Below are 13,532 nucleotides of genomic sequence, written 5' to 3' on the forward strand. Positions count from 1 at the left end.
TCCATTGAACACCCGCCGTCTGGCCTGAAGGGCAGGGCGGCGGAACACTTTTAGCCAAACAGCCAAATAGGAGGTTTGACATATGTCGACTGAAACCAAAGGCACCGGGACTTCGCGTCGCGGTTTCCTGAAAGGGGCCGCCGCAACGGGCGCTGCCCTGGGCGCTGCCGGTGCGGCCCGCGCCGAAGGCGATCCGCTGATTACCGAAGTACAGGAATGGGCATCCGGTCTGGGCGAGGGCGTAGACGCCACGCCTTACGGTATGCCGATTGAATTTGAAGGCGACGTCGTGCGCCGCAACGTGGAATGGCTGACCGCCGACACGATTTCCTCGATCAACTTCACGCCGATCCACGCGCTGGACGGCACGATCACCCCGCAGGGCTGTGCGTTCGAACGCCATCACTCGGGCGCGATCACGCTGAAGAAAGAAGACTACCGTCTGATGATCAACGGTCTGGTCGATAAGCCGCTGGTGTTCACCTATGAAGACCTCGAGCGTTTCCCGCGTTCGCAGCAGACCTTCTTCTTGGAATGTGCTGCCAACACCGGCATGGAATGGGCAGGCTCGCAGCTGAACGGCGCGCAGTACACCCACGGCATGATCCACAACATGGAATACACAGGCGTCAGCCTGCGGACCTTGCTTGAGGAAGCCGGGCTGGATGCCGCTGGCGAGCTGAAAGACAAGTGGGTCTATGTTGAAGGCGCGGATGCGTCGTCGAACGGCCGCTCGATCCCGATGGAGAAGGCACTGGACGACTGTATGGTTGCGTTCAAAGCCAACGGCGAAGCCCTGCGGATGGAGCATGGCTATCCGGTTCGTCTGGTTGTTCCCGGTTGGGAAGGCAACATGTGGGTCAAATGGCTGCGCCGCATCGAAGTCATGGACGCGCCGGTTGAAAGCCGCGAAGAGACCTCGAAATACACCGACACGCTGGAAGACGGCACCTCGCGCAAGTGGACGTGGGCGATGGACGCGAAATCTGTTGTCACCAGCCCCAGCCCGCAGATGCCGATCAAGCACGGCAAAGGCCCACTGGTCATCACGGGTCTGGCATGGTCAGGTTTGGGTGCGATCACCGCTGTCGACGTGTCGCTTGACGGCGGCGTGACGTGGCAAGAGGCTCGTCTGGCCGAGCCCGGCAAGAAGATGGCGCTGACCCGCTTCTATCTGGACATCGATTGGGACGGATCGGAAATGTTCCTGCAATCACGTGCGATGGACGAAACTGGTTACGTTCAGCCGACCAAAGCGCAACTGCGCGAAGTGCGCGGCCTGAACTCGATCTATCACAACAACTGCATCCAGACGTGGCACGTCAACGCAAACGGGGAGGCAAACAATGTCGAAGTTTCCTAAATTCCTGATGGCAGCTTCGGTTGCCACTTTGACCGCCGCCCCTGCGATGGCTGAGAAGCTTGGCCTTGGCCGGACTGCGACGGACGCCGAGATCGCAGCTTGGAACCTGGACGTTTTCCCGGACGGATCGAACCTGCCGGAGGGTAAGGGCGATGTTTGGACCGGTGAAGAAGTCTTTGCTGATGCTTGTGCAGCGTGCCACGGCGAGTTTGCTGAGGGTGCTGGCAACTGGCCAAAACTGGCCGGTGGCATGGACACGCTGGACCACGAAGATCCGCTGAAAACCGTTGGGTCTTACTGGCCCTACCTGTCGACCACGTTTGATTATGTGCGCCGTTCGATGCCGTTTGGCGCTGCTGGCACGCTGTCGAATGATGATGTTTACGCCATCGTTGCCTATATCCTGTACTCGAACGACCTGGTGGACGATGATTTCGTTCTGTCGAAAGAGACATTCCTGGATGTGGATCTGCCGAATGCCGAAGGCTTCATCGTCGATGATCGCGCGGAAACCGAATATGGTCAGTTCACCAATCGCTGCATGAGCGATTGCAAACCGGGCGCGGTCGAGATCACGACAACTGTGGTTTTCCCCGGTGACCCGAACTCGGGCACGGATGCGACCCCAATCAGCCAGGCTGTAATGAGTGCTGCGGGTGCCGCTGCTGAAACCGCCGAGGAGCCTGCAACTGAAGCTCCAGCCGAAGAGGCTCCGGCCGAAGAAGCCGCCGCAACTGAGGAAGCTGCCGTTCCTGCCGCAATGGCACTGGATGCAGAACTGGTTGCCAAAGGTGAAAAGGTCTTCAAGAAGTGTAAGGCGTGTCACAAAATTGGTGACGGTGCCAAGAACGGCACGGGCCCAATCCTGAACGGCGTCTATGGACGTGCTGCTGGTGCGGTTGACGGTTTCAAATACTCAAAGCCCATGCTGGCCGCTGCTGAAGGTGGTTTGGTTTGGGATGAAACCGAACTGTCCGCTTACCTTGCAAACCCGAAGAAATATATGAAGGGCACCAAAATGTCCTTTGCGGGTTTGAAGAAGGACAAAGACGTTGCTGCGATCTTGGAATTCTTGAAGTCGCATAGCCAGTAATCTGGCAGATCTGATCCTGAAACGGGCGTTGTCTTATCGACCGCGCCCGTTTCTATTTTGCCGCGCAACTTTAGTTCCTTTTATGCATGCATTTGTATATGAAAATTATTGAGTGGATTGGCTCCACCCGTTAAGCTCGCGTCTATGGGACGGATTCGAAACGCTGCGATAGGTCTTGCGGTTGCACTTTGCGCCGCAACACCTTCTTTTTCAAATGAAATTGGTGATGCTTCAGAGGGTGAGAAGCTCTGGAAAGAATGTAAATCTTGCCACTCTATCGGTGAGGGGGCGAAGAACCGCGTTGGGCCTCATCTGAACGGCATTTTCGGACGCCGTGCAGGCGCGGAAGAAGGGTTTAAATACTCCAAAGGTCTGGCCCGCATGGGCAGCGACGGACTGAAGTGGGAGTTCGATCTATTGGATCGTTACATCGAAAACCCCAAGGCGTTCGCGTCGGATACGCGTATGTCTTACAAAGGGTTGAAAGACGAACAGAAACGCGCCGACTTGCTGGCGTTCCTGCGTCGTTATTCTGATAACCCCGGTGATATTCCCGAGGCCGCACCGACAGTTGCGGGCACTGACCACTCGGTCGACCCAGCCATTCTAGCTATTCAGGGCGACCCGGAATACGGCGAATACCTGTCGTCGGAATGCACGTCTTGCCACCAGATTTCGGGTGACAATGAAGGTATCCCCGGCATCATTGGTTGGCCGGCAGAAGACTTTGTCGTCGCCATGCACGCCTACAAGGACAAGTTCAGGCCACATCCGGTCATGCAAATGATGGCCGGCCGTTTGTCAAATGACGAGATTGCGGCGTTGGCCGCCTATTTTGAGGCGATCGACCCATAACGAATTCATATGCGGGCCAGGAGGGGCCTGCATATTTGCGACGGCCGTGCGCTTACGCGGTCCATAGGGAGGAAAACATGAAGATTAACAGACGTTTATTTATGGGAGGCGCGGCCGCTGGTGCGGCAGCAACGACCCTTTCCGCACCGATGGTGCACGCAGCCGGTCACGGCAAGCCGAAGGTTGTTGTCATTGGCGGCGGTGCAGGCGGCGCGACCGCTGCGCGCTATATCGCCAAGGATTCCAAGGGCGAGATCGAGGTCACTCTGGTTGAACCCACTCGCAGCTATTACACCTGCTTCTTCTCGAACCTTTATATGGCAGGTTTCACCGATCTGGGATCGATCGCACACAGCTATGGTAAGCTGGCCGCCGAGTACGGCATCAACGTCGTGCATGACTGGGCTGTCGGAATAGATCGTGAAGCACGTACTGTGTCGCTGGCCGGTGGCGCAACGCTGAACTATGACCGTCTAATCCTGTCGCCCGGTATCGACTTTGTTGAGGGCGCGGTCGAAGGCTGGGACGTTTCTCATCAAAACGCGATGCCACATGCGTATAAAGCTGGGTCGCAATCCGAGCTTCTGAAGGCTCAGGTCGAGGCGATGCCCGAAGGTGGAACCTTTGCGATGGTGGCTCCGCCCAACCCGTTCCGCTGCCCTCCTGGACCGTATGAGCGTATCTCGATGATCGCCAATATCCTGTCGAAGAAGAACCCGACCGCAAAGATCATCATTGCCGACCCGAAAGAGAAGTTCTCGAAGATGGCATTGTTCCAGGATGGTTGGTCGCGTCATTACGACGGCATGATCGACTGGATTGGCGGCGACTTCGGTGGCGGCAACGTGTCTGTGAACCCGCATGACATGACCGTGACGATTGATGGCGAAGAAACCAAGGTTGATGTCTGCAACGTCATCCCGGCAATGAAAGCAGGCAAGATCTGCGACATGGCAGGGATCACCGAAGGCAACTGGGCACCTGTGAACCCGCACACGATGCAGTCGCGTGTTGATGAAAACATCCATGTTCTGGGCGACGCCAGTTCGCAGGGTGATATGCCGAAGTCTGGCTTTGCGGCGAACTCGCAGGCGAAAGTAGCCGCGATGGCGGTACGTTCGGCCCTGACCGGATCGAAGCTGTTCCCGGCCAAGTTCACCAACACGTGCTGGTCACTGATCAACGACGGTGACGGGGTGAAAGTTGGCGCAAGCTATGAAGCCACGGACGAGAAGATCGCCAAGGTTGACGGCTTCATCAGCGCGGTGGGAGAGGACGCAGAGCTGCGTCAGGCCACCTATGAGGAAAGCGTTGGTTGGTATGCCGGGATTACCTCGGACATGTTCGGCTGATTATCTTGCCAATATTCGCCTTGGCGAATATGTTGAAGTTAACGCGGGGTCCGGTCTTCCGGGCCCCGTTTCATGAAAGGGGCTTTGCGCGAACGGCCCTCAAATCAGGAGGAAGACTTATGCGCAAATTTCTTGGAACGGCACTGGTGGTCGCCGCAGCTATGATCACCCCGGCCTTTGCCGATGGCCATGGGAAGCAGATGAGCGACAACGCCATCACTTATGCGTTTAATGGCAGCTTTGACGACGCAACTTTTGCGGTCGAAACGGCCATCGTAGGGCAGGGGCTGGTGATCGACTATGTCAGCCACACGGGTGAGATGCTTGAACGTACCAAGGGCGATGTGGGCTCGGACGTGAAGATCTTCGAAGCCGCAGATATCTTCCTGTTCTGCTCGGCCAAGATCAGCCGCGAAGTGATGGAAGCAGACGCCGCCAACATCTCGTTTTGCCCCTATAGCATCTTCGTGACGGATACGAATGGCGAAGTCAGCGTTGGATATCGTACATATCCCGAAGGTGAGATGCAGAAAGTGCAGGCGCTTCTTGACGGGATTGTGCAAGAAGCGATTGCCGAATAAGGTAGTTTAGGCTTGAAAAACAAGGCCCCGCGTGTCGCAATGACAGGCGGGGCCTTTTGCTTGACGTGTGGTTACAGAAAAAAACATTCAAAAAAGTGAATGTATATCTTGTTCCCGCCGTCGGGCTATCCTAAATTTAACACGCGAACAGAAACTCTGGTGAGGCATGACATGATTGAAACTGAATTCACACCGCTGGCAGCATCGCTCGGAGGCGCCTTGATCGGCTTGGCCTCGGTGCTTTTGATGTGGGTGCGCGGCAACATTCTGGGGGCCACGGGCATTCTTTCCGGTTTCATGCAGCCCAACAGCTCGGCTGACTGGGCGTGGCGTGCGGCCATCCTGGCAGGAATGCTGACCGGTCCGCTTGTCTATCTGTTCATCACAGGGGGCTTCCCTGAAATCCAAGTGCCCGTCAGCACGCTTTCGATGATCATCGGGGGTGTCATTGTCGGGATCGGCGTGACCTATGGGTCGGGCTGCACCTCGGGACATGGGGTCTGCGGCATGTCGCGGCTGTCACCGCGCAGTTTCGTCGCCACGCTTAGCTTTATGGCTGGCATCACCATCATGGTGTTTGTCACACGCCACATCTTTGGCCTGTAAGGAGGGACCGATATGCATTTGATCGTCATCTATGTCATCGGCCTGATCTTCGGCCTAGGTATCTCAATCTCGGGCATGGCCAATCCAGCCAAAGTCCTGAACTTCTTCGATTTCGCAGGCATCTGGGACCCAAGCCTGATCTTCGTGATGGGCGCGGCCATTCTGGTAACGGCCCCCGGTTACTTCTTGGTTCTTCGCAGACCGAAACCGGTATTCGGCAACGCGTTCACGCTGCCTGGCACCAAGCTGATTGACCGCCGTCTGGTTGGTGGGTCCTTCACCTTTGGTTTGGGCTGGGGGCTAGCCGGCTTTTGCCCGGGTGCCTCGCTTCCCGTGATCTCGACCGGAAACCCGGACGTTCTGATCTTCACGGCCTCATTTATCGTGGGTATCTTCATTGCCCGCTACATGATCCAGCGGAGCGCGCAACAGCGCGATGCCGCACCAGCAAGTTAACTCCGGACCTTAATCCGGGCCCCAAGGAAAGGACATGTCATGACTGACTATCCCGTAAACACCGACCTGATCCCCGAAGTGAAGGCTTTTTTCGAGCCGGATTCGAACACGATTTCCTATGTGGTCAAGGACCCGACCTCGAATGCTTGCGCGGTAATCGACAGCGTCATGGACATTGACTATGCCGCTGGCCGTATCTCGCATGAGCATGCGGATGAGATCATCGCGTATATCAAGGCTGAAGGGCTGAAGCTGGAATGGCTGATTGAAACGCATGTCCATGCTGACCATCTGTCGGGCGCCCCCTATATCCAGGAAAAGCTGGGCGGCAAGATCGGCATTGGCAGTCAGATCACCGTTGTGCAGGACGTGTTCGGCAAGGTCTTCAATGAAGGGACCGAGTTCCAGCGCGATGGCAGTCAGTTTGATGCGCTGTTCGAGGATGGCGACACCTACAAAATTGGCAACATGGACGTCTTCACCATGCATACACCGGGCCACACGCCCGCCTGTATGGTGCACGTAATTGGCAACGCTGGTTTTGTGGGCGACACGCTGTTCATGCCGGATGGCGGATCGGCCCGTGCCGATTTCCCGGGCGGGGATGCAGGTGTCCTGTATGACTCGATCCAGAAGGTGTTGGCTCTGCCTGACGAAACCCGTCTGTTCATGTGCCACGACTATGGCCCGAATGGCCGTGACATTCAGTGGGAAACCACTGTGGCCGATGAGAAAGAGCACAATATCCACGTAGGTGCGGGGAAAACCCGCGAGGAATTCGTGAAGTTCCGCACCGAACGGGATGCTCAGTTGGACATGCCACGCCTGATCATTCCCTCGCTTCAAGTGAATATGCGTGCGGGCGAAATGCCCCCCGCAGATGAGGATGGAAAGACCTTCCTGAAGGTCCCTGTAAACGCGCTTTAAGAGGTTCCAATGCAAACCAAGAAACTGGATGACACCATCACGGTGTCCCATCAGATTGCGATCGAGGATGTAAAAGCCATCCGTGATCAAGGGTTTACTCTGCTGATGTGCAACCGCCCGGATGGTGAGGATCCGGGCCAGCCCAACTGGGAAGACATGAAAGCCGCAGCCGAGGCTGTCGGGCTAAAGACGGCCTTCTTGCCGATGTCTTCGCGTGAAGATGCGCTGGCTTTGAAAGATCCCTTCCGGGCCGAGATGGAGGGCGCTGACGGTCCCGTCTTCGCCTATTGCCGCACCGGCACGCGTTGCGAAATCCTGTGGACACTAGCGATGAGCTGATCTGGTTTGGCAACCGCCAACCAGTCTGAAACAAAACGGAAATCTGCCATGAATGTGATCAAGGCTATGGCGGCGCGCGGCGCTGCCCTTGGACAGTATGCGCCAATTCTTGACTGGGGGCGCCGTTATGATCAGGGCGCGTTCTCTGCCGACCTTTTGGCGGCGGTGATCGTGACGATCATGCTGATCCCGCAGTCTCTGGCCTATGCGCTTCTGGCAGGTCTTCCGGCCGAGATGGGGCTTTATGCCTCGATCCTGCCTTTGGTCGCCTATGCGATTTTCGGGACGTCTCGGGCATTGGCGGTTGGACCAGTTGCCGTGGTCAGCCTGATGACCGCAGCCGCCATTGGCAATCTCGAGCTGGCCAGTCAGGCCGATTACATCGCGGCTGCCATCACGCTGGCCTTTCTGTCTGGTCTGATCTTGCTGGTCATGGGCGTGTTCCGTCTGGGCTTTCTGGCCAACTTCCTAAGCCATCCAGTGATTGCAGGGTTTATCACCGCTTCGGGCTTGCTGATTGCAACCAGCCAGCTGAAGCACATCTTGGGGATTGAGGCTCACGGGCACTCGTTGATTGATCTGTTTGGATCGCTCTTTTCGCATCTGGGGCAGACCAACCTGATCACGCTTGTGATCGGTGCTGCGTCGGTTGCCTTCCTGTTCTGGGTGCGCAAGGGGCTGAAACCTCTTCTGATGACCTTGGGGCTTGGCGATCGTCTGGCGGGAAGTCTTGCCAAAGCGGGGCCCGTGGGTGCCGTTGTCGTGACCACTCTGGTCAGCTGGGGCTTTGACCTACAATCGAAAGGCGTCGCTATTGTGGGCGACGTCCCACAAGGGTTGCCGCCTTTGACCATGCCTAGCTTTGACGCAGATCTGTGGACCAGCCTGTTCGGCTCAGCGCTTTTGATTTCGATCATTGGGTTCGTCGAATCCATTTCCGTCGCACAGACGCTGGCTGCCAAGAAGCGCCAGCGCATCGTGCCGGACCAAGAGCTTGTGGGCCTTGGGGCATCAAATATCGCTGCGGCCGTATCCGGCGGCTATCCGGTGACGGGGGGCTTCGCGCGCTCGGTCGTGAACTTCGACGCAGGGGCCGAGACCCCAGCCGCCGGAGCCTTCACAGCCATCGGGATCCTTTTGGCAGCGATGTTCCTGACACCGCTTCTGTATTTCCTCCCGAAAGCCACGCTCGCTGCGACTATCATCGTGGCTGTGCTGGGCTTGGTGGATTTCCACATCCTGAAATCCACATGGCGCTATCACCGCGCGGATTTCACCGCTGTTCTGGCCACTATCCTGCTGACTTTGGGTTTCGGGGTCGAAATTGGCGTGTCGGCCGGCGTAGTCTTGTCGATTGTGCTCTACCTCTACAAAACCTCGCGCCCGCATATCGCCGAGGTTGGCTTGGTGCCGGGGACCCAGCATTTTCGGAACATTGATCGGCACAACGTGCAAACCCATCCCGAACTTGTCACGCTGCGGCTGGACGAAAACCTCTACTTCGCCAATGCGCGGTATATTGAGGATTACCTGCTGGAGCGTACCGGTCGCGGAGGGCTGAAACATGTGGTCCTGATGTGTTCGGCCGTGAACGAGATCGACCTGTCTGCCCTTGAAACGCTGGAGGAACTGGACCGGCAGCTGGCCGACAGTGGTATCACACTCAGCCTGTCCGAAGTGAAAGGCCCTGTGATGGATCGTCTGAAGCGTACAGATTTTCTGGATCACCTGTCAGGCGATGTCTACCTGACGCAATACGCCGCAATGCGTGCGTTGGGGCCGGTGGACTAGGGGCGACGCTGCGTCATCCGGGGCAGGGCGGTCAGATTTATTGAACGCTTGTACAATTCTTGCTAGGGCCGACCCAACAGTTACGGAGGGTTCCCTATGCAGATCACCGAAAACACCATTGTCACCGTTTCAGGCGGAGCATCTGGTCTGGGCGGCGCCGTCGCCGAAGCGTTCGCGGCCGAAGGTGCCAAAGTTGGCATTTTCGACCTGAATGAAGAGGCCGGACAGGCCATGGCAGAAAAGCTGGGCGGAGCTTTTGCCAAAGTTGACGTGTCGGATCCTGCATCCGTTGCCGAAGGTTTCAAAACATTGCGTGCGGCGTTGGGCCAAGAGCGTGTAATGGTGAACTGCGCAGGTATCGCGCCAGCGGCCAAGACCCAGTCGAAGGGTGAACCGCATGATCCGGGCCTTTATGCCAAGGTGATCGGCGTGAACATGATCGGCACATTCAACTGCGCCAGCCAAGCCGCGGCAGGCATGGCGATGGCCGACCCGGTCACGGACGACGGCGAGCGTGGCGTAATCGTCAACACCGCCTCGATCGCGGCAATGGACGGCCAGATTGGCCAGTTGGCCTATGCCTCGTCCAAAGGTGGCGTGGTAGGTATGACGCTTCCAATGGCGCGCGACCTGATGCGCGATGGCATCCGTGTGCTGGCGATTGCACCTGGCATCTTCAAAACGCCGATGGTGGCTGGCCTGCCGCAAGAGGTTCAAGACAGCCTTGGAGCTCAAGTTCCCTTCCCGTCGCGTCTTGGCGATCCGGCCGAATTCGCAGGCATGGTGCGCCATATCGTCGAAAACTCGTTCCTGAATGGCGAAGTGATCCGTCTGGACGGCGCTGTGCGCATGGCGCCGCGCTAAACCCGATTGGCCGGGGGCGGGCGACCGCCCTCTGGCATCCCGCGCGCAGATCCCCTATGTAGCGCGCGATGAAGACGCAATCGACCATACGCCAAGCAGCCCGCCTGTCCGTCGCACCGATGATGGATTGGTCCGATCGCCATTGCCGGTACTTTCACCGGCTGATGAGCCGTCACGCGCTTCTGTATACGGAAATGGTTACCGCCCCCGCTTTGGTGCGCGGTGGGGCGCTGCATCTTCTGGACTACAACACTGAAGAGCATCCCGTGGCTGTCCAGCTTGGTGGGTCGGACCCGAAAGAGCTGGCCGCGGCCACCAAGCTGTGCATCGAGCGTGGTTATGACGAGGTAAACCTGAATGTGGGCTGTCCCTCGGATAGGGTGCAGTCGGGCACATTTGGCGCGGTGTTGATGCGCGATCCCGGCTTGGTGGCGGACTGTATGGCTGCGATGAGGGACGCCGCTCAAGATATTGAAGTCACAGTGAAATGCCGTATCGGCGTGGATGATCAGGACTCCGAAATTGTGCTTCCGGACTTCCTTGAAAAGGTTTCGGCCGCGGGCGTCAATCGCTTCACCATTCATGCCCGAAAAGCTTGGCTTCAGGGGCTCAGCCCCAAGGAAAATCGGGATATCCCGCCCTTGGACTATCCTCTGGTACACCGCATGAAAGAGGCCTTCCCGCATCTGCATCTGTCGATCAACGGCGGCATCACGACATTGGAAGAAACCCGCGCACATTTGGATGTGATGGACGGGGTGATGATCGGCCGTGCCGCCTATCACGACCCAGCAACCGTATTGTTGGGCGCAGATCAGGCGATCTTTGGCGACGCGACGCCCGGACGTTCGGCGCATGAGGTTGTCGAGGCGATGTATCCCTATATCGAAGCACGTTTGGCCGAAGGCATCCGCCTGCATTCGATCACCCGCCACATGTTGGGCATTTTCACAGGCCGTCCCGGCGCGCGGAAATGGCGGCGCATCCTGTCCGAAGGGGCGACGAAACCGGGGGCAGGGGTTGCACTGGTCGCCGAAGCCCTGTCATCTGTGCATGAACACCTTCCCGCTGTCTGAGGCCACTAATGCCCGATCTATCCCTGCTTCTGCCCATGACCGCACTTTTGGCTGCGATTGGGGCCTTTGCGGGCGTCTTGGCCGGGCTTCTGGGCGTGGGCGGCGGGATCGTTCTGGTGCCCGCGTTCTTCTATGCATTCTCAGCACTCGGTTATGGGTCGGATCAGCTGATGCAAATCTGTCTGGCGACCTCGCTTGCGACGATCATCGTGACCTCGGTCAGGTCGGTCCTTTCGCACAACAAGAAAGGCGCGGTCGATTGGGGTATCCTGAAGGGCTGGGCGCCGGGGATCGCCGCAGGCGCACTGATCGGTGTAATCGTCGCCTCTGGCCTGAAATCTGTTGTTTTGCAGGCCATCTTTGGCGGTTTGGGACTGTGCATCGGTGCCTATCTTGGGCTTGGCAAAGCCCATTGGCGTCTGGCCGAGGATATGCCCAAAGGCCCGCGTGTTGCCATGTTCGCCCCCGTCCTTGGATTTCTATCGGTCCTGATGGGGATCGGCGGCGGCAGCTTTGGTGTCCCCCTGATGACGCTGCACGGACGCCCCATTCACAAGGCCGTGGCGACAGCTGCTGGGTTTGGAGTGCTGATCGCGGTGCCATCTGTTCTTGGTTTTCTGTTCGTCCAGATTGACCCGGCGCAGCGTCCACCGTGGACCATCGGAGCCGTGAACCTGCCCGCATTTGTGCTGATCGTGTCGATGACCTTGTTCACAGCACCCTTGGGGGTAAAGCTGGCCCACGCGATGGACCCGAAGCCGCTGCGGCGCGTGTTCGCGGTGTTCCTGACGCTGGTTGCGCTGAACATGCTGCGGAAAGCTCTGGGATGGTAAGCGCTTTACGCGCAGAGTTTGATCGTCATGGGTGGGTAAAGTTTCCCCATGACGTGGCCATCGCGCGCTGGGTTGAACATGTCTATCCCTTGGCCCTTGAAGCACGTAGAGATCCCCAACAGATTGCGACCTGGCTTAGGTCGGGTGGCACGTGGTTTGTCGGAGTGAATGCCATCGGCAATGACGGGCAGGGATGTGTCGGGGATGGACCCGCACTGATGGGCACCTTGCGTGAGTTTCTCGAGGCCCGCTTTGGCTGGCATGATCTGGACCGTGCGCAGGTGTCGATTACCTATCCGGGCTATCCCCAGCCTGATCCGCATGAGACGGAGGCCGGGTTTCGCTATCGTCGCGACCGGGATGCCGCGCATCTGGACGGGTTGAAGCCTGAACTGCCGGGCGGTCGGCGCTGTGTGGACGAGGCACATGCCTATGTCATTGGCATTCCTCTTAACAGGACCGATGAGGCCGCCAGCCCGCTGGTCCTGTGGGAAGGCAGCCACCTGATCATGCGTAAGGCGATGGAAGCGGCGTTCGCAGACGTGTCAGACCATCAGCTGCGCTGCCACGATGTCACTCAGGTCTATCAAGCCGCACGCCGCGAAGTGTTTGAAACTTGCCCGCGCCTTGCGGTGCATGCCAAACCAGGCGAGGCCTATTTGCTGGATCGTTTCACCCTGCACGGGGTTGCTCCATGGGAAGTCGAGGCCAAAGCGCCACCAGAAGGGCGCATGATCGCCTATTTCCGCCCAGATCTGCCCGGCGGTGTACGTGAGTGGCTTACTCTGCCTTAGAGGCTCCGTCAGCCGTCAGAGCGGCGATGACCTGAGCGCTAAGTGGGCGTTTCGTTTTGCCGTCGTGCTCCAACGTGACCACAACGGTTTCACCGCCGCACCGCAGCTCTCCGTCCACGAAGATCCCGTATTCCAGCACGAACGAGCTGTTGCGGAAACTGGCGGCGCGCGCGGCGATGACATAGGTTTCGCTTAGAAACATCGGTTTGAAATAGCGGGCAAAATTGGTGGCCAGAACGACCTGAGGATCGTTGTCTGAGTCGTAGCTGGTGATCGCATGGGCATGGAAATAGGGGATGCGGATATCCTCGAACCAGCGCAGATAGACGATGTTGTTCACATGGTTCAGCGCGTCCAGCTCGTGAAAACGCACCCGGTCTGCTTGTCCGAAATTCCAGCCTTCGGGCACGCGTGCGCTCTTCAATTGCTCGGCGTTCAGGGGGGTGACCAACGGGATGTTTGGAAGCGGATCGGACATGAAAACCTCGGGCGCGCCATCAATACGGGGATTGGAGCGGGTGAAGGGAATCGAACCCTCGTCGTCAGCTTGGGAAGCTGCTGCTCTACCATTGAGCTACACCCGCCTTACCCCAAGAGCTATG

General features: G+C 58.0%; 15 protein-coding genes and 1 tRNA gene. 14 read left to right on the top strand and 2 right to left on the bottom strand.

Annotation, left to right across the window (positions count from 1 at the left end):
• Nucleotides 1-82: 82 nt before the first annotated feature.
• The 14 genes from soxC to ACP15F_RS05700 all read left to right on the top strand — a co-directional run bounded on the left by soxC (nucleotide 83) and on the right by ACP15F_RS05700 (nucleotide 12,930).
• Nucleotides 83-1,363 (top strand): sulfite dehydrogenase, encoded by a 1,281-nt coding sequence (gene soxC / locus ACP15F_RS05635; protein ID WP_424939846.1) that lies wholly within the window; start codon nucleotides 83-85, stop codon nucleotides 1,361-1,363.
• Nucleotides 1,347-2,456, top strand: a complete 1,110-nt coding sequence (locus ACP15F_RS05640) for a c-type cytochrome (RefSeq protein WP_424939847.1) — start codon at nucleotides 1,347-1,349, stop codon at nucleotides 2,454-2,456. Before soxC ends, ACP15F_RS05640 begins: the two co-directional genes overlap by 17 nt.
• 144 nt (nucleotides 2,457-2,600) lie before the next feature.
• Nucleotides 2,601-3,311, top strand: a complete 711-nt coding sequence (locus tag ACP15F_RS05645) for a c-type cytochrome (protein WP_424939848.1) — start codon at nucleotides 2,601-2,603, stop codon at nucleotides 3,309-3,311.
• Between the two features lie 77 nt (nucleotides 3,312-3,388).
• Nucleotides 3,389-4,663 (top strand): FCSD flavin-binding domain-containing protein, encoded by a 1,275-nt coding sequence (locus ACP15F_RS05650; RefSeq protein ID WP_424939849.1) that lies wholly within the window; start codon nucleotides 3,389-3,391, stop codon nucleotides 4,661-4,663.
• Between the two features lie 161 nt (nucleotides 4,664-4,824).
• On the top strand, nucleotides 4,825-5,244 hold the full coding sequence (locus tag ACP15F_RS05655; protein ID WP_424940950.1) for a DUF302 domain-containing protein: 420 nt from the start codon (nucleotides 4,825-4,827) through the stop codon (nucleotides 5,242-5,244).
• A 159-nt stretch (nucleotides 5,245-5,403) separates the two neighbouring features.
• Nucleotides 5,404-5,850: a YeeE/YedE family protein gene (locus tag ACP15F_RS05660; protein WP_424939850.1), complete on the top strand. Its 447-nt coding sequence runs from the start codon at nucleotides 5,404-5,406 to the stop codon at nucleotides 5,848-5,850.
• A gap of 12 nt (nucleotides 5,851-5,862) precedes the next feature.
• Nucleotides 5,863-6,306, top strand: coding sequence for a DUF6691 family protein (locus tag ACP15F_RS05665; protein WP_424939851.1), 444 nt, complete (start codon nucleotides 5,863-5,865; stop codon nucleotides 6,304-6,306).
• A gap of 39 nt (nucleotides 6,307-6,345) precedes the next feature.
• Nucleotides 6,346-7,233, top strand: coding sequence for an MBL fold metallo-hydrolase (locus tag ACP15F_RS05670; RefSeq protein ID WP_424939852.1), 888 nt, complete (start codon nucleotides 6,346-6,348; stop codon nucleotides 7,231-7,233).
• Between the two features lie 9 nt (nucleotides 7,234-7,242).
• Nucleotides 7,243-7,572, top strand: a complete 330-nt coding sequence (locus ACP15F_RS05675) for a TIGR01244 family sulfur transferase (protein WP_424939853.1) — start codon at nucleotides 7,243-7,245, stop codon at nucleotides 7,570-7,572.
• A gap of 48 nt (nucleotides 7,573-7,620) precedes the next feature.
• On the top strand, nucleotides 7,621-9,363 hold the full coding sequence (locus ACP15F_RS05680) for a SulP family inorganic anion transporter (RefSeq protein WP_424939854.1): 1,743 nt from the start codon (nucleotides 7,621-7,623) through the stop codon (nucleotides 9,361-9,363).
• 96 nt (nucleotides 9,364-9,459) lie between these two features.
• A complete protein-coding gene (locus ACP15F_RS05685; protein ID WP_424939855.1) occupies nucleotides 9,460-10,227 on the top strand; it encodes an SDR family oxidoreductase in 768 nt (255 codons plus the stop codon).
• Nucleotides 10,228-10,295: 68 nt separating this feature from the next.
• Nucleotides 10,296-11,303, top strand: a complete 1,008-nt coding sequence (gene dusA / locus ACP15F_RS05690) for a tRNA dihydrouridine(20/20a) synthase DusA (RefSeq protein WP_424939856.1) — start codon at nucleotides 10,296-10,298, stop codon at nucleotides 11,301-11,303.
• 8 nt (nucleotides 11,304-11,311) lie between these two features.
• Nucleotides 11,312-12,136, top strand: a complete 825-nt coding sequence (locus tag ACP15F_RS05695; protein WP_424939857.1) for a sulfite exporter TauE/SafE family protein — start codon at nucleotides 11,312-11,314, stop codon at nucleotides 12,134-12,136.
• The gene (locus tag ACP15F_RS05700) at nucleotides 12,130-12,930 is read left to right on the top strand and encodes a hypothetical protein (protein ID WP_424939858.1); all 801 of its coding nucleotides are present in this window, start codon (nucleotides 12,130-12,132) and stop codon (nucleotides 12,928-12,930) included. Before ACP15F_RS05695 ends, ACP15F_RS05700 begins: the two co-directional genes overlap by 7 nt.
• On the opposite strand, the gene ACP15F_RS05705 is transcribed toward ACP15F_RS05700, so the two are convergent.
• Both ACP15F_RS05705 and ACP15F_RS05710 read right to left on the bottom strand, forming a co-directional pair.
• Nucleotides 12,917-13,408, bottom strand: a complete 492-nt coding sequence (locus tag ACP15F_RS05705; RefSeq protein WP_424939859.1) for an acyl-CoA thioesterase — start codon at nucleotides 13,406-13,408, stop codon at nucleotides 12,917-12,919. The genes ACP15F_RS05700 and ACP15F_RS05705 overlap by 14 nt on opposite strands.
• A 32-nt stretch (nucleotides 13,409-13,440) precedes the next feature.
• A tRNA-Gly gene (locus tag ACP15F_RS05710) sits at nucleotides 13,441-13,514 on the bottom strand.
• Nucleotides 13,515-13,532 lie beyond the last annotated feature (18 nt).

The sequence above is a fragment of the Aliiroseovarius sp. S253 genome, from assembly GCF_049800855.1.
Lineage (GTDB): Bacteria > Pseudomonadota > Alphaproteobacteria > Rhodobacterales > Rhodobacteraceae > Aliiroseovarius.

Coding starts and splice junctions, on each gene's coding strand:
- ACP15F_RS05640 (WP_424939847.1), top strand. CDS start 1,347: ATGTCGAAGTTTCCTAAATTCCTGATGGCAGCTTCGGTTGCCACTTTG.
- ACP15F_RS05650 (WP_424939849.1), top strand. CDS start 3,389: ATGAAGATTAACAGACGTTTATTTATGGGAGGCGCGGCCGCTGGTGCG.
- ACP15F_RS05685 (WP_424939855.1), top strand. CDS start 9,460: ATGCAGATCACCGAAAACACCATTGTCACCGTTTCAGGCGGAGCATCT.
- ACP15F_RS05645 (WP_424939848.1), top strand. CDS start 2,601: ATGGGACGGATTCGAAACGCTGCGATAGGTCTTGCGGTTGCACTTTGC.
- ACP15F_RS05705 (WP_424939859.1), bottom strand. CDS start 13,408: ATGTCCGATCCGCTTCCAAACATCCCGTTGGTCACCCCCCTGAACGCC.
- ACP15F_RS05675 (WP_424939853.1), top strand. CDS start 7,243: ATGCAAACCAAGAAACTGGATGACACCATCACGGTGTCCCATCAGATT.
- dusA (WP_424939856.1), top strand. CDS start 10,296: ATGAAGACGCAATCGACCATACGCCAAGCAGCCCGCCTGTCCGTCGCA.
- soxC (WP_424939846.1), top strand. CDS start 83: ATGTCGACTGAAACCAAAGGCACCGGGACTTCGCGTCGCGGTTTCCTG.
- ACP15F_RS05670 (WP_424939852.1), top strand. CDS start 6,346: ATGACTGACTATCCCGTAAACACCGACCTGATCCCCGAAGTGAAGGCT.
- ACP15F_RS05695 (WP_424939857.1), top strand. CDS start 11,312: ATGCCCGATCTATCCCTGCTTCTGCCCATGACCGCACTTTTGGCTGCG.
- ACP15F_RS05680 (WP_424939854.1), top strand. CDS start 7,621: ATGAATGTGATCAAGGCTATGGCGGCGCGCGGCGCTGCCCTTGGACAG.
- ACP15F_RS05655 (WP_424940950.1), top strand. CDS start 4,825: ATGATCACCCCGGCCTTTGCCGATGGCCATGGGAAGCAGATGAGCGAC.
- ACP15F_RS05665 (WP_424939851.1), top strand. CDS start 5,863: ATGCATTTGATCGTCATCTATGTCATCGGCCTGATCTTCGGCCTAGGT.
- ACP15F_RS05700 (WP_424939858.1), top strand. CDS start 12,130: ATGGTAAGCGCTTTACGCGCAGAGTTTGATCGTCATGGGTGGGTAAAG.